We start from the raw sequence: 21,378 nt of genomic DNA, 5'->3' as shown, positions 1-21,378 counted from the left end.
TTTAAGTAATTATTCTGTTGGCTTATTCTGAAATCATTAAAGAATGCTTTCCCATTTCTCTATAAATCCTAAGTTCTTTAATTCTACTGTTGGATATTTATTAATTATATCTAACAAGTCACTATGAAATTTCTCATAATACTCTTGATTAGCCAGTATCTTCAGATTAATAATACTAGCAAAGATGGTATTATTAGATATGCCTTGTCTTAAATATTCTCTATATAGCTTTGGAGTTTTTGTTAGTTTCGCACCATACAATCGTCCATAATGAGCACATATATTTCTTACATAAGATAAGTTTTCAATCCAAGATTCTAGATAAGTGTAATCAACAGAAAATGTCTTGGCAATTTCACTTTTATCTTCATTCTCCATATTTTTATACATTTTAGAAAGTGTTCCAAAGCTTGCTACTTCTATTGCAGCATAGAATGGAATCTCTCCACCTTCATAATTTTCTTTGAAATTTTGTATAAAGGGTGACTTCTTATTCCTCTTTATTTCTTTTTCTAATTCCTTTAGCGTACTTATCTGATAATTCTTTTTCTTATAGTTACTTATATCTTTATATCCAAAGTTCCCATACTTTAATGAAAAGTAATTAGTAATTACAGTCCTTAAATAAACTTCTATATGCTCTATTAACGAGAACAGAATATGTCTAAGTTCCATATCAAATAAATATAGATCAACTATATTTTCAAAAGTAGTTCCATTTATGTATTTCCATTTTCTTTTAAAGTAATACTATAAGCCTTTATAATCCTATAATAAGATACTCTGTTAAGCACACTTTTTGCATAATCTTTATCTTCTATTTGTAAATCTAAAGATATTAAATTTTCTATTTGCTCGTTTACATCTATGGGAGCTTGATGAGATTTCTTCACGTTATTATTCCTTATAATCAAAAGACCCGACTTGGTCCGCATTGTTAAGAGGCGTGTCGGGTACTGTTAATTATTATAATATGCCATTAGCGGTTATTTGTCAATTTTTATGAAATAATATTTATGGAACATACTCTTGCCATAATAGCGGGATTCATTAATATCTTTCATCTGAAATTATATGCTCTATACCACTATGCTCTGACTTAAGATATTCTTTCATAAATGTCGGATACGCCTTGCATTTATCGAGCTCATCTATAGGCAGCCAATGCATTGTCTCTTTAGCACCTGACTCTGTAGTGCTTTGTCTAGTAAAATCTTTTTGCCCATGGGCTTCATAATATAGTAGAGTGTAAGCTCATGGAAGTCCACTCCTTCTATGCCAGAGCTGCCGATGAAGAAGTTCTCGTGTATCACAGCAAGGTGATCTACCTCGTAATTAAGACTTGTCTCTTCAAATACTTCTCTCTTCACGGCTTCTTCTGATGTCTCGCCCATGTGAACTCCTCCGCCAACTGAGTAATAATAGTCGTCCTCATCATTTCTTGCAAGCAACACGCAATCCTCTTCCACTATGATGGCTGCTGCTCTATATCTAAATGCTTTTTTATCGTTAACAATTGCACAATTATGTTCCACGGTTTTTCTCCTTATATATTTTCTCATATAGAAATTGTATCTTATGATTCAAATGCAAGCAAGTTCCCAATCTGAATTGAAAATCCAAGTGATTTATACATTTGTATATCGCATTGTGCACAAGCAACAGTCATTGAACTTATAGCACTTGACCTGTATGCAAATTGAACTAGCTGGCGTGCTATTCCTTTATGACGAAAGTCAGGACATATGAAAAAATCTTCAAATATTCCACTTGGCATATAATCAAAAGTTGAAAAACCAAATGTTATTGAACAACAGCCTACCAATGAAGCGCCTGCCCATGCACCGAAAAATAATATTTTCCCTTTGCTGATTGCATCTTTCAGACGTTTCTTGGATATATCATTTGGTATATCCTCTCCTATTTCTGCTTTATACTGCTTTTGCAGTTCCCACAAAAGATCAATGTGTGAAGCGTCTATTTCCTTATAATCCATTCATAACCTCCATATAAAATCCTATTATATTATAAATTCAAATTTTTACTTTTTGGACATCAATACTATTCTCTTGACGTGGTTCACATCGTTAAGAGGCGTGTCGGGTACTGTTATATTATTCTATATTTACTTTTAATCCTTGTCAATTATCTATTTCTACTTCAAGTCCTGATTTGAATATTACTATTAAACTTCCTTCATAAACAACTATCTTATCTATAAGTTTCCTTACCAATTCTTCATCATAGCTGTCTATTTCTAATTATTGGCTTTTTAAAAATTCTTCTAGTTCCTTTATCCTACTTTGTTCATTTTTCTCTTCTGCCATTTCAAGAAGTATATTTTCTTTCTCATTCCTTAACTCTTCCACCTTGTCTGCAAGGTCTGTGTAGTCTTTCTTGGCATTAGCTACTTTTAAAAGCTCTTCTTGAACATTCAGCATTTCTTTGTCTATTTCTTCTATCTGCCTACTTCCATCACCTGTGATGGCTTTTTCTATATTTTCTTTTATTATTTCTTTTAAATCACTGCTTTCAGATATAAGTTGATTGATGGCTTCTACAACTGCCTCTTGTAGGTCTTCTTCTTTTATGGTTCTAGCATGACAGGCATCTGGGCCATGGGTTACTCTCGTACAACACCTCCAAACGGTGTATTTTTTTCCTCTGTTATTCCAAGCAATTCTCCTGTAAATATCCCCGCATTTAGAGCAGTAGACAATGCTTGAAAGGGCGTATTTGTTGGAATAAATTCTTCTCTTCCCTTTGCCACTTACCATATTAGCTCGTCTGTACATTTCTTCTCCAGCTCGCATGAAAATTTCTTTAGGTATGATGGCTTCATGACTATTTTCTACATAATATTGAGGCGCAATTCCATCATTCTTTACTCTTTTCTTATTTAGAAAATCTATTGTATAGGTTTTCTGTAGGAGGGCATCTCCCATATATTTCTCATTGGTTAAGATTTGATTGAGGTTCGATACATGCCATTTCTTATTTTCTGCTCCATTTACTATCTTATCTTTTTCAAGTCCTACCTTTATATCTCTTAGGCTTGCCCCTTCCAAGTATTCTCTGTAGATCCTTTTTACTATTTTTGCTTCTTCAGGAACTATGACAAGTTTTCCGTCTTCGTCTTTTGTGTAGCCTAAAAACCTATTATGGTTTACTTGGACTTGACCTTGTTGAAATCTATATTGAATGCCTAATTTCACATTTTGTAATAAAGACTGACTTTCCTGTTGAGCAAGAGATGCCATAATGGTAAGGAGGACTTCTCCCTTAGGGTGTATAAGTGCGTCCTTGTAAACAAGAGACTATTCCCCTATGTCCGTTTCTTCCTCTTGTGTTTCTGTATTTTTATTTTTCCTTTCTTTTCTATTCTCAATAATTTCTAAGATTTTTTGATTTATGTAAATGTCAACCGAAAAATGGTCCACAGTTATTATTGAAAAATGGTCCACTTATGGTAAAGAAATACTTAATATCTTTTACTAGCTTTCCCCTAGGGGAAAGGCGCTTTTACATATATTTTTAAATATTTTTTGACCACTCTATGCTATCTTCCATCCTATATGATTTTTCCCTAGACATATCCATGATATGGGCTCTATGAGCAAGTCTATCTACTATTGCTCCCGTTAGCATTGGATCTTTAAATACTTCTTCCCATCTTTCAAAGTTTAGGTTTGTGGTTAATATTATTGATCCCTTATCATTTCTTGATGAGAGGAGATTAAATAATATTTCGCATCCTGTTTTATCAAATGATACATATCCTAGCTCATCTAGTATTACTAAATCATATTTTTCAAATTTTCTTTTGTAATTAGTAATTTGATTTTTACTCATTGCCTCCTGTAATTCTATTACTAAGTTGGGAACTGATGTAAAGAGTACATTTTTCCCTTTCATACACGCTTTTATACCTAAGGCTGTAGCGTAGTGAGTCTTTCCACAACCAGGTGTTCCTATCATGATTATGTTTTCTTTGTTATCTATGAATTTTAGTGTTTCAAGATATTCAAATTTTTTGTTTAGTTCTAGAGAATATTTTGTTTTATCAAAGTCTTCTAAGAATTTCTTGTTGATAAATTTAGCATTTCTTATTCTTCTTGCTATCCCGTTGTTTTTTCTTCTTTCTACCTCTCTTTCTAAGAAAAGTTTTAAGAAGTCTTCGTTAGATAAGTTTAGATTTGATGATTCTTCTATTAAATCCTCATATGACTCTCTTAGATAAGAGAGCTTAAGTATGTTAGAAGCTTCTTTAATATTCATATTAGCCTCCAATAACAAGGCTATCATAGGAGGATACTATTTTTCTTGCCTTTATTTCTATGTCAGCTTCTTTTTTATCAGTTTTTACAATATCTAATACATCAAGTTCTTTCTTAGTGTTAGAATAGTTATTTAAGATATCAACTATTTGATCAATATCCTTATCTTTGTTAAGTTCTATTAATTCTATGAACTTCTTTGGGTTAGAGGTAAAGTATTTATCGAAGATGTTTTTTAAATCAGGCTGACTTTTTAAGGCGAGAGAATTACGAATTGCACCTGGTTTACGTGCTAGTGATTTTAGGTAATGAGTGATGTCAATGCTATATTCATTAGCACCATCTTTTCTTTTATGAACGGCTAGAAGTTTATCATTTACATATATTTTAATTTCCCTAGCATAAGTTCTAACAAGAACAGTTCTTCCAACCATGTAATCTGGTAGTGAATACTTGTTTTTATCAACTTGTATTAAAGAATACTTATCTACCCTAGCAAAAGATACTTTTGATAGTTCATAAGTAGGTCTTAGGACTAGAATGTGTTTCTTTTCCTCATTAATCTTAGAGTCCTTATTTAACTCCATAAGTTTAGAATTTAAGTACTCTTGTGCTTGATCAATTGAATCAAACTCATATTTTTCACAAAAAGCATCCTTTCTAATTATCCTAACACTTCCTTCAACATGACCTTTTTCGTTTCCTGAAAAACAATTGGTTACATTGATTGAAAAGCCATAGTAGTTGGCAAACTCTATTAGTCTTGAATTAAGTTCTTTTTCATTTTTACCTATGAACTTACTAACAACATTTCTCATATTATCATAGACTATTTCTCTATACATTCCTCCAATCATATTAAAAAATCTTACTTGTGAATCAAAGAATACATCTTGATTTTGACTTGTGTATAGATAAGCCCATCTAAAATTAGATGCTGGTGAACTCATTACAGCCATATTTAAATTAACAAGTTCGCCATCTATTACAAGCTTAAGTTCACCAAAGTCATATTCTAACCTATCAGCAAAATCATATACTTGCTTAATGAAACATTCTTTAGAAGCTTCTCTTTTCTTTCTAACATAAACTGCTATTGAAGGATAAGATATATCAAAACCCTTATCAACAATCATCTTATGAATCTGAACAACGCTTAAAGCTTGTTTATGATTACCCAAGAAGAATACTTTCTTTTCTCACTTTCTAAAATCTGATCAAGATACTCATCTACTTCTTTTGTATATTTGATCTTCTTTCTATTAGAAGAATCGTAGGAAGGCGCCTTGGCAATTTCTTCTTGAACTAATGATCTATCTAAATCAGGATTATCTAAATTCTTAACATCCTCCTGGTACTTATTCCAATATTTAGCTACAGTATTCCTATTAATCTTAAGTATTTTAGATACTTCTCTATTTGAATATCCTTGATTTTTAAGCCTTATTATTGCATGCTTGTCCATTAATTTAATCACCTCACATACCTCCATATGTTTACTTTACATATGGAGGATAAACTAAAACAAGTGGACCATTTTTCGATCAGAATTAATCGATTTTTGGACCACTTTTAGTTTATCATTTACAGTAGAAAGTGAAAACACAAAAGAAAGATCATCTAAATATAAAAGGAGAAGAAATCCTAACCTACGCAAACCCAATCAAATTTAAAAACTAATACAGAAAAAAAGGTGATAAGTGTAAAAATACACCACCACCTTTTTTTGTTTGGATGTTATATTATATAGTAATATTCGATTTATAAAATATGGATAAGAGGAATGGTTCTAAGAAAAGATGCTTCGGTCGTGTTCACTCCCTCAAGGATGACAGAAAGAGAAGGGCCAATCTCATCAAACCCACTGTCATTCTGAGCGTATGCGAAGAATCTCCTATACAAACATATTCCCCTCAAAGATCCTTAGGTCGTATCCACTCCCTCGAGGATGACAGGTGTGCTTGGAAATTTTATAGGTTCATATGTTTAAGAATAATACTTAATATACAAAAAGCCACCAGAAATATATTCTAGTAGCTGTTGTGTGTAATCTTGATTGAAAACTAATAATTTTATATATATTAGTCTCTTGTACTATATAAAAGTAATATACCTATTTAAATTAACTAAATCATGCTCATTTAATGTAATATCCATCGGAGATTTATTATTTAGCTTGTTTAATAAAACACTAAATACCTCATCACTCACATCACGTCTTGACTTTGCTAACAGTTTTATATCATAAGTTACATTTAAAGAATTAAATATTTTATCACAGTCAATTCTCGTTTTCTTATTAAAAGGATTTCTATTAGGGCCTGGACTCTCATCATGATAAGAGGTAATTGGATTGCTCTCAGCTTTTAGCATATAAGGTTTAAGTGTTTGGCATTTAAGAAACTTATGTTTATTATTATTAACCGATCTACAAATATACATGTGAGAATTAGTAGCAAGTTTAGAGTTTATGTTTGGATATGGAAGTTTCATTGTAATAACGTCTTTTTCTCTAATCAATATCCATTACCCCATTCTCATCAATCTCAACATATACTGGATTGTGCAACTCTCCGTTCTCTACAACTTCAGATAGTACATCCATATGTTCCTCTGTAAGATTATTATAATCATCATCTGATATTAAAATATTATAGTTGGATATTGGTAAGATTTTAATATTGTTAATTAAATCTATAGGATACATTTCTCTAAGTGTATTTAGTAGCTTGATATCATCTGTACTAAAATCTTCTATATCTAATTTAACCTGTTGTTCTCCCGATAGAATTCTATCCTTTTTTTGCATTCCACAAATTTAATTCATGAGTCAGATTAGAAAGCTCACTTTCATTTAAAATAGAAACAATAAAATCAACCAATTGAACTCTTTCCATATCAATATCAGAATTATCAGCTTCATTTATTTCCTTACATTTGACTAAAAACTCAGCATTATCCTTAGTATAGTCACCCCACAAATTGCTAAATACCGGGCCCTTTTTCCAACCTCGTAAGTGATCGAATTCTGCATGGTCCCCATCAATCCTGCTAAATAATTCATAAAAAAGTACAAATTTCTGTAGCTTAAGAGGAGAATCGAAAGCAGATTTGTTATTATTTAATAACCAACCACTTAAATTTAATTTTCTATTGCTTGAGTAAAGCATTACATCATCTCCTTAAAAATTATTAATTAGAATTGTAAAGACAAATCAATATTTGGTTTTATTATACAAGCATATATATTAAATTCAATTGATTATCCTGATATTAGATTAGTAATTTTCTTAAATATATAGTCCTAGATTGTAATTTTTTAATGGTTCTAAAACTAAAATCTAAAAGAAATTACTTTTTATTATTTAATATCTTCTTTTTTAAATTAAGACCTTTAACTGATACAGTTAAAATCTTAATACATATCAGGGATAAAATAATTTGCTTGTAATCAGTAAAACTTTTTGTTTCTAAACCTATAAATGCAAATACAAAAGTTAAAAGAGTGATAATATCATCAACAATGTCAAATAATCCAACAACAAAATCATAATCATTAGTATTAAACATATCGCTTGATTCAATTATCTTCATTACTAACAATGTAAATAATATACTAATTACTATTAATAAAGCTAGGAATATTTTTTCATCTTTTATCAATAATTTCATTAAATAAGCTATAACTAAAAATATAATAATTGATGCTGCGACTACTACAATTGACAAACCTACCTTTATATCATTTCTTGTTTCTTTAGAAAGTTTTATTAAATATTCCTTTATTTTGTTTATACAAAAAGAGCCCAAAATTGAATCCTGAGCTCTCTTATTGCTTTTTCTTATTTAGTTTTTTGTTACTATATCAGCGATTAAGCTTCAACAGCGTTTCTTCTCTTCATTACGATTGCTAGTCCCATGATTGCAAGACCTGCTACGATAAAGATTAGTGATCCGATTCCACCTGTTTGTGGGATTGATACTTTCTTGTTCTTGATTTGTTTACCAAATACTTGAGTACCATCTTCTTTGTTTTGTTTATAGTCTAATTCTTCATCAGCTGTTTTACTATCATATGAACCTTTTTCTACTTTGAAGTCTACTGTTCCATTAAGTTTAGCGAATCCTTCTGGAGCTTTAGCCTCTTCAAGTTTATAATCGCCATATTCAAGACCTGTAATTTCAAGTCTACCTTCAGAATCAGATACTAATACAACTGCATCAGTTGGAGCTTCTGTAGCTTCTCTCCATTCATAAGCTTGTGCCGCTTTTACAAATGCTTTATTGTATTCATCTTGAGCTTTATCTATATCTGCTTTTGCTGTTGTTCCAGCTTGACCATTTTGTTCTTCTGCTGAAAGTTTATTATAAGCATCTACTGCATTTTTCAATGCTGTTTTCTTTTCAGATACATCAATAGATGCAGCATCAGCTTCTGTTGATGATTTAGCTACTAGATATTTTTTACCTGTAGAATCTTTAACGTAGAATTCAGCACCTGCAAGTCTGTTTGGTGTGTCTTCACTGTCAGTTTTTACAAATCTTCTTCCACCATTAACAACCTTTGGATTTGTTGGTTTTAATGTTTTTGGATTATCGTTATCAATTTTATCTACGATAACAACTTTACCATCTTCAGTAGTTTTTTGATATTGTGGTTCATAACCTGAAACAGATTCTACTACTCTGTATGTTTTTTCATCGTCTAAGCCTGTAAATTTATGTGTAAAGTCTTCTTTATAATTTGATTCGTACTCATCAACGTCTTTCCAGCTTCCATCTGCTTGTTTTTCTTGAAGAGTAAATACTGCTTTAACATGTCTATCTGCTTCTGTTATTTCTGGACCATCAGATGCCCATGTTTTAGAAACTTCGATTTCTTTATTAGAAGGCTTTGTTTCTGGTGGTTCATTTTCACTACCAGGCTTGTTGCTATAATCAAATGTTACGTTGTTTTCTTTTACTTGGTCTGGTTTAACTGTTCCGTCAAGATGAGCAGAATATGTCAATGTTAGTTCAACATCACCATTTGCTGCAGCATTTTCTACTTTTGTTAGACCATCTGTTGTAAATACAAGTCTAAATCCTCTATTTGTTTCATAGATTTTATAGTCTGTATCTTTTGTTAATTCAAGACCAGAAATTGTTAAGTCTTTATTATATACAAGACCTTCTTGCATTTGGTCGTCCCAAACTAATTTTTTATATTTAGATTTTGCTGGGATTTTTGTTTTAACTTCGAATGGTATTTTCTTTCCAAGTTCTGAAGTTACTGTAGCTTTATTTTTATCATAATTTTCATATTTAGCACCAACTTCAGCACCTGCACCTTCAGCAGCAGCATCATAGCCTTCAGCTACTTTTGATTTTCCTTGTTCGTATTTGAAGTTTTTGTCGATTTCTGGTTTATCTTCAGTATTCTTTGGATAAACGTGAGCATTCTTTACAACTCCATCATTGTTAACTAATGGAAGTGTAATTTCTATTGGAACTGCTTTTGCATCAGCTAGAACTTTTTGATCATCTGCATTCTTATATGAAGATTTAGATTGATCTTCGTAAATTTTGTAAGTTCCTTTTAGGTTTGTAGTATTTAATACTAAACCAGTTGCTGTTGTTGTACCTTTTAGAGCTTCGTCTTCATTGTCGGTTTCAGTACCATCTTCTTTGACAAATTTTGTACCGTCTGCATTTTTAACAACAAAGTATGCTCCTGCTATTTCAGTAGCTGTACCTTTTGTGTTTTCTTTGTCGATAAAGAATTTTTTTACATCTTTGATTTCGTTACCATCATATTCAGTACCATCTTTACCTGTTGTTCCTGCATTAAATGCGCCGAAAGAATCTTTATCCATCAAAATTTTATGGATAGTTAATGATTCGGTTTTTTCGTCATCAGCTGCATTAGCGCTTGTGAATGGAGCTACTAGTACACCGATTACCATTGCAAAAGCTGTTAAGAATGACAAAATTCTATTTGTTGCTTTTTTCATTTTGTTTTTTCTCCTTTGTCTTGTATTTTGCGAAAAAGCAATTTGATACACTTCTTTTCCCAACGCTATGTGACATAAGTAGCTACGGTTTATGTAGGCTAGCATTTTCCCGTGAGAAAATATGGTGTATCTGATATGTTTGATTCTTTTGATAAAACTTCGAAAATACTTTGAAGAATCGTCAAGTATTTTTTCTAGGGTATCCTAGCTCGATCAGATCGATCGTTAGAAGAAAGTAATAGGTTGACATTATTCGTTGATAAAATTTCAACTACTTGAAACCGATTACGCAGTATAAGTACGTAATAATTACTTTATTGACTATATTATATCTGATTTGAAAATAACATACAATAGCTTTTTGCTAGAAATTAGGCATTGTAGGGAAATTGGCCAATATTGATAAAATATTTATGGTTTTTTGGGTTGTTTATTTAAATATTTTGCTATTTTCTATAGGCATTATAAGATTGTTCTGCTAAGCATTATAAAACCCCAAAACCTTTTTAGAGCGGGTTTTGGGGTCTTTTGTTATTATGGTCTTTCTACTACTACTGCTGTACCCATACCGCCACCTATACATAGGGTTGCGATACCTTTTTTGGAGTCTCTTTTTTGCATTTCATATAGAAGTGTTGTTAGGATTCTTGCTCCTGATGCTCCTACTGGGTGACCGATTGCTATTGCTCCACCGTTTACGTTTACTATGTCTGTGTTTAGACCTAGTTCTTTGATTACTGATAGGGCTTGTGCTGCGAATGCTTCGTTTGCTTCGATTAGGTCGATGTCTTCTAGTGTTAGGTTAGCTTTTTCTAGAGCTTTTCTTACTGTTGGGATTGGGCCTGTACCCATGATTTTTGGATCAACACCTTCTGTTGCGTATGATACGATTGTTGCTAGTGGTGTTACGCCTAGTTCTTTAGCTTTTTCTTCGCTCATTACTACTAGGGCTGCTGCTCCATCGTTGATTCCTGATGCGTTTGCTGCTGTTACTGTACCGTCTTTGATGAAGGCTGGTCTTAATCCAGAGATTGATTCTGTTGTTACGCCTTCTTTGATGTATTCATCTTCTTCTACTACAGTTACTTTGCCTTTTCTGCCCTTTACTTCTACTGGTACGATTTCGTCTTTGAATCTACCTTCAGCTCTTGCTTTTTCTGCTCTTTGTTGGCTTGTTGCAGCTAGTTCGTCTTGTTCTTCTCTTGTAAGGCCGAATTTTTCAGCGATGTTTTCTGCTGTTACTCCCATGTGGTAGTCATTGAATGCGTCCCAAAGGCCGTCTTTGATCATTTCATCGACAACTTTTTTGTCTCCCATTCTTGCTCCCCATCTTTCGTCTGTTAGTAGGTATGGAGCAGTTGACATTGATTCTGTACCACCTGCTAGTACTACATCACAGTCTCCAGCGATGATCATTTGTGCTGCTAGTGATACACTTCTTAGGCCAGATCCACAAACGATGTTTAGTGTCATTGCTGGTTTTTCTATTGGAATTCCTGCATCTAGTGCGATTTGACGAGCTATATTTTGTCCATTACCTGCTTGTAGTACACAACCTAGGATTGATTCGTCTATATCTTCTGGTTTGATGCCTGCTCTTTTGATTGCTTCTTTAGCTGCTACTGCACCTAGTTCTCTAGCTGATACTGTTTTGAATGCGCCACCGTATGAACCTACTGGTGTTCTTGCTGCACTTGCTATTACTACTTTTCTAGTCATTTATATTCCTTTCTGTATGTTTTTATATGTTTTATTTGCTGTAATCGTAGAAACCTTTACCAGTTTTTCTACCTAGTTCGCCTGCTGCTACTTTTTGTCTTAATAGTACTGGAGCTGCGTATTTGTCATTACCAAATGTGTCTTTTAGGTAGTCCATGATGTTTAGTACTATGTCTAGTCCGATAAGGTCAGCTAGTTCTAGTGGTCCCATTGGGTGGTTTGCACCAAGTTTCATTGCTGTGTCGATTCCTTCTGGGCTAGCTAGACCTTCTTGTAGGGCATAGATACCTTCGCTGATCATTGGGATTAGGATTCTGTTTACTACAAATCCTGGAGCTTCTTTTACTTCTACAGGTGTTTTGCCGATTTCTTCTGTGATTTCTTTTACTTTTGCTACAGTTTCGTCACTTGTTGTGATTCCTTGGATTAGTTCTACTAATTTCATGATTGTAGCTGGGTTAAAGAAGTGCATTCCTATAACTTTGTCTGGTCTTTTTGTTGCTGCTGCAATTTCTGTTATAGAGATTGATGATGTGTTTGAAGCTAGGATTGCGTCTTCTTTGCAGATTTCGTCAAGTTCTTTGAAGATTGACTTTTTGATTTCTGGGTTTTCGCTTGCTGCTTCTACTATTAGGTCACAGTCTTTTAGGTCGTTTACATCTGTTGTAAATGTAAGTCTTCCTAGGTATTCGTCTTTTTGTTCAGCTGTGATTCTTTCTTTTGCTACTGATTTTTCGAAAGATTTTGTTATTTTGGCTTTACCTTTTTCAACAAATTCATCTTTGATATCTCTTACTACAACTTCGTATTTTTTGCTTGCTACTTCTGCAATTCCAGCACCCATTGTGCCTGCACCGATTACACCAATTTTCATTATTTCCTCCTATTTATTTTGGAATTCTGCTTTTTCTTTGTTGATAAATGCTTGTGTTCCAATGTTTTTATCTTCTGTTGTAAATACTAGGCCAAAGGCATTTTCTTCTATTCTCATTGCTTGGTCGATATCTACTTGTGCGCCTTGGTTGATAGCTTCTTTGGCAAGTTTTACTGCTATTGGAGCTTTGCTAGCTATAACTTCTGCAAGAGTATTTACTCTTTCCTCTAGTTCTTCTACTTCTACTACGTCTTGAACTAGACCGATTTCAAGAGCTTTGTCAGCTTTGATATTTTCTGCAGAATAGATTAGGTATTTTGCCCAACCTTGTCCTACTAGTCTTTGTAGTCTTTGTGTGCCACCAAAGCCAGGGATTAGGCCAAGACCTACTTCTGGTTGACCAAATAGAGCTTTGTTTGATGCGATTCTGATATCACAGCTCATAGCTAGTTCGCAGCCACCGCCTAGGGCAAAGCCGTTTACTGCTGCTATTACTGGGATTGGTAATGTTTCGATTTTTCTAAATACTGATAGACCCTTGTTGCCGAAAGCCTTTGCTTCTAGTCCGCCAAGGTCAGACATTTCTTTGATGTCTGCTCCAGCTATAAATGATCTGCCTTCACCTGTGATGATTAGAACTCTAAGGTCATTATTGGCCTTGATTTCGTCTAGGCATTTGTCAAGCTCGTCTAAAACTTTAGAGTTTAGAGCGTTGAGAGCCTTTGGTCTATTCATAGTAATTTTTGCTATATATCCGTTTACTTCATATTTGATTGTATTGTAGTCCATGATTATCCTCCAAATTATTTGTTCACATATACAATATATGTGTTATGAAAATGTTTTATATGATAATTGTTCTCAATTTAAATCGCGATTTACTTTAGGGGATTATTTTGCTGATTTTGCAAGTTTTATTTTCTTTATTAGTTCTGGGACTACTTCGTTGATATCTCCTATGATTCCAACATCTGCAACGTTGAAGATGTTTGCATCTGGGTTTTTGTTGATAGCTACGATAAGATCAGATTCTTCCATACCAGCCAAGTGTTGGATGGCTCCAGAGATTCCTAGGGCGATGTATAGGTTTGGTCTAACTGTTTTACCTGTTTGTCCAACTTGACGGTCTTTTTCTAACCAACCTGCATCTACTACAGCTCTTGATGATGCAACTTCACCTTCTAGTACTTCTGCTAGTTCGTAAGCTAGATTCATATTGTCAGCTGATCCTATACCACGGCCTACTGCTATTAGTACTTCTGCATCTTCGATTTTGATTTTTTTCTTATCTTCTTGTTTTTCTTCGATAATTTGAACGTTTACATCTTCATCTGTAAGTTCTACATCAAAGTGATGAACTTCGCCTTCTCTAGCATCGTCTGGGTCTTGTTTTGGCATTACACCAGGTCTTACTGTTGACATTTGTGGGCGAGCTTCTGGTGATTGGATGGTTGCCATTAGGTTGCCACCAAAGGTTGGACGGGTCATATTTAGTAGACCAGTTTCTTCGTCTATTTCTAGTTTTGTACAGTCTGCTGTTAGACCACAGCCTACTCTGGCAGATACTCTTGGTGCTAAGTCACGGCCTATTGTTGTTGCACCAAATAGTACTACTTCTGGTTTTAGTTCGTTGATGATGGCAACTGTTGCTTTTACATATGGTTCTGTGATATATTTGTCTAGTTTGTCATCTTCGTGGTAGTAAACTTCATCAGCACCGTATTTTATCAATTCTTCTGATAGGTTTTGAACTTTTTTACCTATGATTACTGCAATTACTTTACTTTCTAGGTCATTTGCTAGGTCACGAGCTTTGCCAATTAGTTCAAGAGAAACATTTTGTAATTGGCCATCTCTTTGTTCGCAAACTACTAATACATTTTTATATTCGGACATCTTAACTCCTTAAATTAAAAACTCTTCGCTTAACTTATCAACTATTAGGCTAGCACCTTCATCAGCAGGTACATCAAATACTTTTCCAGCTTGTTTAGCTCCTTTTGTGAAGGATCTTTTTACTCTAGTTGGAGAACCTTGTAAACCTATGTTGTCTCTATCAACTTCTATATCATCAACTGTCCAAACTTTTACAACGTCTTCTCTGTTGCAGTCGTAAATTCTTGATACTCTCATATATCTTGGTTGGTTCATTTCACCAAGTGTTGTGATTAATAGAGGATAGTTTGCTTTGATAAGTTGGTATCTATCTTCAAATTGTCTTTTTACTGTGATATTAGAAGAGTTTACATCTACTATTTCTTCTACATAAGAAATTGATGGGATGTGTAAGTGTTCTGCTGTTTGTGGGCCAACTTGTGCTGTATCACCGTCTATAGCTTGTCTTCCTGCTATGATTAGGTCGTATTCTATAGAACCGATTGCACCTGATAGTGCTGTTGATGTTGCCCAAGTATCTGCTCCACCGAATGCTCTATCTGTTAGTAGGATTACTTCGTCAGCTCCCATAGCGTAAGCTTCTTGTAGGGCTGCTGCTGCTTGTGGAGGTCCCATTGTTAGAACTGTGATGTGAGCTCCGTTTTGGTCTTTGATTTTTAATGCTTCTTCAAGTCCTGCCAAGTCGTCTGGGTTGATGATTGAAGGAAGACCTTCTCTCATGATTCTTCCAGTTTCTTGGTCAATCTTTACTTCGTTTGTGTCTGGTACTTGTTTTATTAATACTAATATATTCACAATTAACTCCTATTATCTAAATAAGCTTCCACTTATTACCATTCTTTGAACTTCTGATGTACCTTCGTAAATTTCTGTGATTTTTGCATCGCGCATCATACGTTCTACTGGGTAATCTCTTGTGTAACCATAACCACCGTATAGTTGTACGCATTTGGTTGTTACGTTCATAGCAGTTTCAGCTGCAAATAGTTTTGCATTAGCTGCACTTACTGTGTAAGGTGCTCCAGCGTCTTTGTCGCAAGCTGCTTTGTATACTAGGTATTTTGCTGCTTCAATTTGATTTGCTAGGTTAGCTAATTGGAATTGTGTGTTTTGGAATTTTGCTAGAGGTCTGCCAAATTGTTCTCTTTCTTTTACATAGTCTAATGTTTTTTCTAGAGCGCCTTCTGCGATTCCAAGTGCTTGAGCAGCTACACCAATACGTCCACCGTCAAGTGTTGTCATGGCAACCTTGAATCCCTTACCTTCTTTGCCTAGTAAGTTTTCAACAGGTACTTTGCAGTCTTCAAAAATAAGTTCACATGTTGCAGATCCGTGGATACCCATTTTCTTTTCAGGTAGTCCAACTGTAAATCCAGGGGTGTCTTTTTCTACTATAAATGCAGAAATACCGTGTGTTCCCTTTGATTTGTCAGTCATAGCTATAACTATAAATGTGTCTGCAATAGTTGCGTTTGTGATAAATATTTTTGATCCATTTAATATGTAATATTTACCATCGTCTGATATATGAGCTGTTGTTTGTTGCATAGATGCGTCTGTACCAGCCATTGGTTCTGTTAGGGCAAATGCTCCTATATGTTCACCTGTTGCAAGTTTTGTTAGGTATTTTTGCTTTTGTTCTTCTGTACCATATTTTTCAATTGGCCATGCACATAAAGATGTATGAGCTGAAACTATTACTCCAGTTGATGCACAAGCTTTTGATAATTCCTCTACAGCCATTACATATCCTAGGTAATCTCCACCTTCTCCACCGTATTCTTTTGGAATTGGAATACCAAAGAATCCTGCGTCTTTTAGCTTTGGTATATTTTCATAAGGTGGTCTTTCTTCTTCGTCAATAATTGCTGCTAGAGGCTCAACTTCACGTACTGCAAAGTCTCTGTACATTTCTCTTAGCATTTTATGGGTATTATCTATCGTAAAATCCATACTATCTCCTTTAATTAAAACTATGTTATCTTTTTAACCTTCATTTGTATTATATAACGCCATCTACACTTTGTCAAAATTTTATTTATATATTTTACTAAAAGTTACCACCTCCGTTTTTGCCCTAAAAAAAATCAGACACAAAATAAGCCTATGTGTCTGATTCTCTAGCATAATATTTAGTTTAATTCAGCTGCATTTTCCCATAAACCGTGGATATTGCAGTAGCTTAGTGCGTAAACTGTACCTTTTTTGTCTGTCTTAAGGATGCCTGTTGCGCTTGGTACTGATAGTACATCATCTTCTCCATGAGCGTTAAATTCATATGAAGAAATTTCAATTGGGAATTTGCCATCTTCTGCTTGGAAGAATACTTTGATCCAAGAAATGTGGTGTTCTAGTGTGTTTGGGTGTTCGATTTCAGATCCAACTGCTGCTGTAACTTTGATTTTGCCGTCTTCACATTTTTCGATTGTGATTTCTGGCACGTGTTTTTCACTTGCCCAATCGCCAGTTTGTACTGTTTCAGTTAATTTTGTCATAATGACCTCCGTAAATTTTTCTTATTAATTGCTAGTTTTACCTACTAATAGTATAGCAGTATTTTACTATGAAATCAATTGCCTATGTGCAAATCTTCGATCTTTTGCTTGGTCTGTTCTCCACTTTCCATATTCTTGATGGACACTTCTTTATTATTAGCTTCTTCTTCGCCTATTATGATGGCGTATTTGGCGCCGATTTTATCAGCATAGTTGATCTTCTTTTTAAATTTGCCGCCTTCTAGGTAAATATCTGCCTTTAGGCCCTGGTATTTGACCTTCTTTAGGACTTCTATGGCGTAGATGTGTAGGGATGGATCCATTGGCAAAACAAGGACATCAGTACTTACTCCATGCATTTGGCTAACAAGGCCTAGCTCTTGAAGTTGGTAAAATAGTCTGGTTAGGCCAATTGACATACCTACTCCTGGTAAGTTTTGTTTGGAGAAATTGTTGGCCAAATTCTCATATCTACCACCAGAACAAACAGATCCAATGGATTCATAGCCATTGATAAAGGTTTCATAGACTGTTGATGTGTAGTAGTCTAGACCCCTGGTTATGGCAAGGTCGATTTTGATATTTGCTTCTGGCACGCCAAAGGCTAGCATATAGTCGTATACTATCTCTAGCTCGCTAAGGCCATCTTTGTATAGGTCATTGCCGTCGAATTCTTTAAGCCTTGCTATAAGGTCATGGCCCTCCGCTGGATTTTGGATAAAAGCTAGTATATCTTCTGCCTTTTCTCCTACAACAATTTCACTAAGTAGACTTTGAGTTTTTTCTATGCCAATCTTATCCTTTTTGTCTATAGTCCTCAACACTTCTGTAGTGTCATCTATTTCTAAACTTTGGAAGAATCCATTTAGCAATTTTCTGTTGTTAATATGGAAGGTCAAAGCTGGCAAGTCTAGTTTTTCAAAGGCCTTGTACATTACAAAAGGCAAGATAGCATCATTATATATAGATAGGTCGTTGTGGCCTATGATGTCTATATCTGCTTGGTAGAACTCCTTGTATCTACCCTTTTGGTTGCGCTCACCTCTATAAACCTTGGCAATTTGGTATCTCTTGAATGGGAAGTTTAGATCAGAAAAGTGTTCTGACACATAGCGAGCAAGGGGAACTGTGAGGTCAAAACGTAGACTCATATCCTTGGATTCGCTTGCTATCTCAAAAATTTGCTTTTCTGTCTCGCCGCCACCCTTGGCAAAAAGTATTTCGTTTTTTTCTATGACAGGGGTGTCAATTGATGCAAATCCGTAATCTTTGAATGTTTCTTCTATAGTATTTTTTATGTAGTCAAAAACTTCTTGGTCGGCTGGAAGTAATTCCATAACACCGGCAATAGTTGATGGTTTTATAATATCCATGTAAATCTCCTAGGCTTTTTTACTATTATAACATATTTTATTAGTAAGGAAAAAAGAGGCTAAATCTCTTTAGATTCACTTCTAGGTAAATATTATTATTTCTAATGTTTGCCAAAGAAAAAACTCGTAATTAACTACGAGCCTTGTTGTTGAATATATCATTTTTTGTATGGCAATAAGCTACTATGGCGGCTACGAGCACTAGCAGCCATGGCATCACACTTTCTATGCCTGTTTGTACATTTGCTTTGGGATTTTTGTTTTTCGAAACTTCTTTTTGGTCAGAAGCTTTTGCTGGGTCTAATGTATTTTTAGGCTTAGCTTGTGGATTATCTTTTTGTGAAGTTTTGCCAGGGTCTGTTTCGCTTGGTTCATTTGGCTTTGCCGCTGATCCGCCATCCTTATTCGGGTCATTATTCTTAAACTTAATCTCTGGGCTTTTGCCTAGATTACTATCTGAATAATCTTCATTGTTGTAGGCATAGGTTGATACGATTAGACCATTGCTAGAATTTTGAACGTAAAATATTAACCTATAAACCGTTTTGTCATAAAAAACACTTCTATTTTCTTCTATAATATCATCATTAGTTTGGTAGACTAGGTATTCATACTTGCCAGGATTTTTAAATTCTCGTTTTAAGTTGAAAGATAAATCTCCACTACCAAAAAAATCTTCTTTTACAGCTGGTGCATTGCCAATAGCTTCTAGCTTGACATCTGATCTATGAGGAGACTGATCCCATTTTTCATCACCATAATGCCAGTCTACACTTATTGGAACACTGACACTGGAAGCATCTGAATCTACAAATGGAAATAGGACTATAATAGCCAATATTAATATTCTGCTTATTCTTCTAAAAATTTTCATCACTTATCTCCATTTATAGGTCGAAGAACTCCAAGTATCACAGTCCTACCGTTGGTAGTAGCCTTCTCACAAGTGGATAATGCTATAATCCTATCATCGCCAATATTTATGTCTCGCTCTTGCAGTTTTGTTTGCCTTGCATGGTCTATGAGATCTTGTCTTTGATCCATAGTCGCTATAGAATCCGGATTAAAAACAAGATGGTCATAGGCATCAACCTTAGAGCACATAAATATTTCTATTTTATATGTCTTATCTGGCAAATAAAGTGTGCCAGTCCTATGCTTGTCAAAATAATCTTTATTTTCAAAGAGAACTACATCACCAAACATCCCTCCCTGGTCCATATGGTGGCCATATAGGAGTGAGTATGGGTTGGTGAAATCTTTCTTGTTGCGGTAGTCTAAAAATATTGACCCAGAAAGGGCAAACTTTTTGTAGACATCCTTGTTGACATATTCCATATTGTCCTCTCCTTGGAGGACTGGATGGTCTATTTTTGTGTCATCTATAGTGACCCAAGCTATGACATCTTCGTTGATTTTCATCAAATCCCACAAAGTAGGGTTTTCTCCATCTGCAGTCATTTGAGGCTTAAATTTCAAAAGTTCATCACCAGCAAAGCCGCCACGATAAAGCATATAGGAATTCCAAAGAGAGTAGCCTGCGAAAAGTATGACCAATATTAAAATGATAGCGACAAGGCGATCAAGGATTTTCTCGCCTATACGCGATATATCTGCTAATACCTGCAAATGCCAGCTCCTTTAAAATATATATTTTATGCTAATTCCTCTTCTTTTTTGTTGTTCTTAAAGTAGATAAATAAGATAAATCCTGCTGCTAAGATTGCTATTACAAATGGCCCAATGTTTTCTATAAGACCTGTTGGGATTTCTGCTGTTCTTGTGTTTGTAAATTCTACTGTAGAATTCTTTCCAGTTACTGATGCAGATGTACCATCTTGAGCTGTTCCATTATCAACTTTATATGTTGTAGTATAGCCTCTATTTTGAGTATCTGTTTCTGTGATTGTAACAGAGTCACCTTCAGCTAAACCTGTAATGACAAATTTATCACCATTTCCAACACCCTCAAGATTTACTGCCTCACCTGTTTTAACCGCTTGGTTATCTTTACCATCATAGTTATATCTAACAGATGTGTTTGTAGTACCACTTGCTGGAGTTACTGTAAAGCTAAAGTTGAATTCATCTGATAAATCAGCTTGGTTACCTGTTACTACTTTTGATACTGTCAAATCTTTTAGTGCAAGAGTATTAGTAAATTTAAGTTCAGCTTTTTGACCAGCTACAGAAACTATATAGTAGGCAATTTTTCTACCTGTTCCATTGTCGCTTGTTACAAATACGTCTACATCAAATGTTCTAGTATCATCTGTCATACCAGCTATGCCAGATGCTTTTTCTTTGATTTGATATCTATAAACACCTGGTTGAGCTTTATCTACTGCAGCTTGGTTTACTGTTATTGCTTCTGTTCCTGTAGTTTCTCCAGCAGCAATCTCGATTTCACTGTCAGTTAGGCTTATAAGTGGGCTATCACTTGTCCTAGGTGTGTATCCTGTATAAGCTGGTGCAGTTGTTGGTGTGATAGTGTAATTAAATGTACCACCACCAAAATATCCACCACTTACTTCTTTGGTGATAGATGGTGCTTCTGTTAAAGCTTGATTTGATCCACTTGGCACTGCAGGTGTAGCAGCTGCAAAAGCTGTACTGATTCCGCCTGTAAATAATGTAGCTGCTAGAGCTATACCTGTTACTTGTTTAAAAATTTTGTTTAGATTCATGTTTTTCTCCTTATAATTATTTTCCTGATAGAAAGTGATTCCTTCTTTAGGAGATCCTTCGACG

The 21,378-nt window shown here is 34.5% G+C and carries 22 protein-coding genes and 2 pseudogenes; all 24 read right to left on the bottom strand.

Annotated features, from left to right (window positions below):
• Positions 1 to 36 precede the first annotated feature (36 nt).
• Positions 37 to 699: an Abi family protein gene (locus BN38_RS08440; RefSeq protein ID WP_326544534.1), complete on the bottom strand. Its 663-nt coding sequence runs from the start codon at positions 697 to 699 to the stop codon at positions 37 to 39.
• Positions 700 to 719: 20 nt separating this feature from the next.
• Positions 720 to 893, bottom strand: coding sequence for a hypothetical protein (locus BN38_RS11400; protein ID WP_230197759.1), 174 nt, complete (start codon positions 891 to 893; stop codon positions 720 to 722).
• 157 nt (positions 894 to 1,050) lie between these two features.
• Positions 1,051 to 1,535 (bottom strand): annotated as a pseudogene (locus BN38_RS08435) (NUDIX hydrolase).
• A 41-nt stretch (positions 1,536 to 1,576) separates the two neighbouring features.
• On the bottom strand, positions 1,577 to 1,996 hold the full coding sequence (locus BN38_RS08430) for a GNAT family N-acetyltransferase (protein ID WP_044566831.1): 420 nt from the start codon (positions 1,994 to 1,996) through the stop codon (positions 1,577 to 1,579).
• Positions 1,997 to 2,141: 145 nt separating this feature from the next.
• Positions 2,142 to 3,284, bottom strand: a pseudogene (locus BN38_RS08425) (recombinase family protein); the annotation flags it as partial.
• A 250-nt stretch (positions 3,285 to 3,534) separates the two neighbouring features.
• Positions 3,535 to 4,278, bottom strand: a complete 744-nt coding sequence (gene istB / locus BN38_RS08420; protein WP_044566829.1) for an IS21-like element helper ATPase IstB — start codon at positions 4,276 to 4,278, stop codon at positions 3,535 to 3,537.
• 1 nt (position 4,279) lies between these two features.
• The gene (locus BN38_RS08415) at positions 4,280 to 5,458 is read right to left on the bottom strand and encodes a Mu transposase domain-containing protein (protein WP_044566827.1); all 1,179 of its coding nucleotides are present in this window, start codon (positions 5,456 to 5,458) and stop codon (positions 4,280 to 4,282) included.
• The gene (locus tag BN38_RS08410; protein ID WP_044565608.1) at positions 5,434 to 5,742 is read right to left on the bottom strand and encodes a terminase gpP N-terminus-related DNA-binding protein; all 309 of its coding nucleotides are present in this window, start codon (positions 5,740 to 5,742) and stop codon (positions 5,434 to 5,436) included. The genes BN38_RS08415 and BN38_RS08410 overlap by 25 nt, the downstream gene beginning before the upstream one ends.
• Positions 5,743 to 6,371: 629 nt before the next feature.
• The gene (locus BN38_RS08405) at positions 6,372 to 6,797 is read right to left on the bottom strand and encodes a hypothetical protein (RefSeq protein WP_044566825.1); all 426 of its coding nucleotides are present in this window, start codon (positions 6,795 to 6,797) and stop codon (positions 6,372 to 6,374) included.
• The gene (locus BN38_RS08400; protein WP_044566823.1) at positions 6,790 to 7,086 is read right to left on the bottom strand and encodes a hypothetical protein; all 297 of its coding nucleotides are present in this window, start codon (positions 7,084 to 7,086) and stop codon (positions 6,790 to 6,792) included. Before BN38_RS08400 ends, BN38_RS08405 begins: the two co-directional genes overlap by 8 nt.
• Positions 7,070 to 7,447: a hypothetical protein gene (locus BN38_RS08395; protein WP_044566821.1), complete on the bottom strand. Its 378-nt coding sequence runs from the start codon at positions 7,445 to 7,447 to the stop codon at positions 7,070 to 7,072. The genes BN38_RS08400 and BN38_RS08395 overlap by 17 nt, the downstream gene beginning before the upstream one ends.
• A 181-nt stretch (positions 7,448 to 7,628) precedes the next feature.
• Positions 7,629 to 8,087: a hypothetical protein gene (locus tag BN38_RS08390; RefSeq protein ID WP_044566818.1), complete on the bottom strand. Its 459-nt coding sequence runs from the start codon at positions 8,085 to 8,087 to the stop codon at positions 7,629 to 7,631.
• A 62-nt stretch (positions 8,088 to 8,149) separates the two neighbouring features.
• Positions 8,150 to 10,270: a pilin N-terminal domain-containing protein gene (locus BN38_RS08385; RefSeq protein ID WP_044566816.1), complete on the bottom strand. Its 2,121-nt coding sequence runs from the start codon at positions 10,268 to 10,270 to the stop codon at positions 8,150 to 8,152.
• A gap of 534 nt (positions 10,271 to 10,804) precedes the next feature.
• Positions 10,805 to 11,989: an acetyl-CoA C-acetyltransferase gene (locus BN38_RS08380; RefSeq protein WP_044566814.1), complete on the bottom strand. Its 1,185-nt coding sequence runs from the start codon at positions 11,987 to 11,989 to the stop codon at positions 10,805 to 10,807.
• A gap of 31 nt (positions 11,990 to 12,020) precedes the next feature.
• The gene (locus BN38_RS08375) at positions 12,021 to 12,863 is read right to left on the bottom strand and encodes a 3-hydroxybutyryl-CoA dehydrogenase (RefSeq protein WP_044566813.1); all 843 of its coding nucleotides are present in this window, start codon (positions 12,861 to 12,863) and stop codon (positions 12,021 to 12,023) included.
• Positions 12,864 to 12,872: 9 nt separating this feature from the next.
• On the bottom strand, positions 12,873 to 13,652 hold the full coding sequence (locus BN38_RS08370) for an enoyl-CoA hydratase-related protein (protein ID WP_044566811.1): 780 nt from the start codon (positions 13,650 to 13,652) through the stop codon (positions 12,873 to 12,875).
• Positions 13,653 to 13,754: 102 nt separating this feature from the next.
• Entirely contained in the window at positions 13,755 to 14,759 is a 1,005-nt protein-coding gene (locus BN38_RS08365; protein ID WP_044566810.1) for an electron transfer flavoprotein subunit alpha/FixB family protein, read from the bottom strand.
• Between the two features lie 9 nt (positions 14,760 to 14,768).
• Positions 14,769 to 15,554 carry an electron transfer flavoprotein subunit beta/FixA family protein gene (locus BN38_RS08360; RefSeq protein WP_044566809.1) on the bottom strand — a complete coding sequence of 262 codons (786 nt, stop codon included), beginning with the start codon at positions 15,552 to 15,554 and terminating at the stop codon, positions 14,769 to 14,771.
• Positions 15,555 to 15,566: 12 nt separating this feature from the next.
• A complete protein-coding gene (locus BN38_RS08355; RefSeq protein WP_044566808.1) occupies positions 15,567 to 16,712 on the bottom strand; it encodes an acyl-CoA dehydrogenase in 1,146 nt (381 codons plus the stop codon).
• Positions 16,713 to 16,891: 179 nt separating this feature from the next.
• Positions 16,892 to 17,254 (bottom strand): class II SORL domain-containing protein, encoded by a 363-nt coding sequence (locus BN38_RS08350; RefSeq protein ID WP_044566806.1) that lies wholly within the window; start codon positions 17,252 to 17,254, stop codon positions 16,892 to 16,894.
• Between the two features lie 74 nt (positions 17,255 to 17,328).
• Positions 17,329 to 18,627 carry a histidine--tRNA ligase gene (gene hisS / locus BN38_RS08345; RefSeq protein ID WP_044566804.1) on the bottom strand — a complete coding sequence of 433 codons (1,299 nt, stop codon included), beginning with the start codon at positions 18,625 to 18,627 and terminating at the stop codon, positions 17,329 to 17,331.
• Positions 18,628 to 18,757: 130 nt separating this feature from the next.
• Positions 18,758 to 19,501, bottom strand: coding sequence for a hypothetical protein (locus BN38_RS08340; RefSeq protein ID WP_044566802.1), 744 nt, complete (start codon positions 19,499 to 19,501; stop codon positions 18,758 to 18,760).
• Complete coding sequence (gene srtB, locus BN38_RS08335; protein WP_044566801.1) at positions 19,501 to 20,256, bottom strand: class B sortase; 756 nt, start codon at positions 20,254 to 20,256, stop codon at positions 19,501 to 19,503. The genes BN38_RS08340 and srtB overlap by 1 nt, the downstream gene beginning before the upstream one ends.
• Positions 20,257 to 20,282: 26 nt before the next feature.
• The gene (locus BN38_RS08330; RefSeq protein ID WP_044566800.1) at positions 20,283 to 21,314 is read right to left on the bottom strand and encodes a DUF7601 domain-containing protein; all 1,032 of its coding nucleotides are present in this window, start codon (positions 21,312 to 21,314) and stop codon (positions 20,283 to 20,285) included.
• Positions 21,315 to 21,378 lie beyond the last annotated feature (64 nt).

The sequence above is a fragment of the Anaerococcus provencensis genome (assembly GCF_000312365.2).
In the GTDB taxonomy this organism is placed as follows: domain Bacteria; phylum Bacillota; class Clostridia; order Tissierellales; family Peptoniphilaceae; genus Anaerococcus; species Anaerococcus provencensis.
The sequence above is the reverse complement of the archived record's forward strand: the minus strand, read 5'-3'. Positions and strand labels throughout refer to the sequence as shown.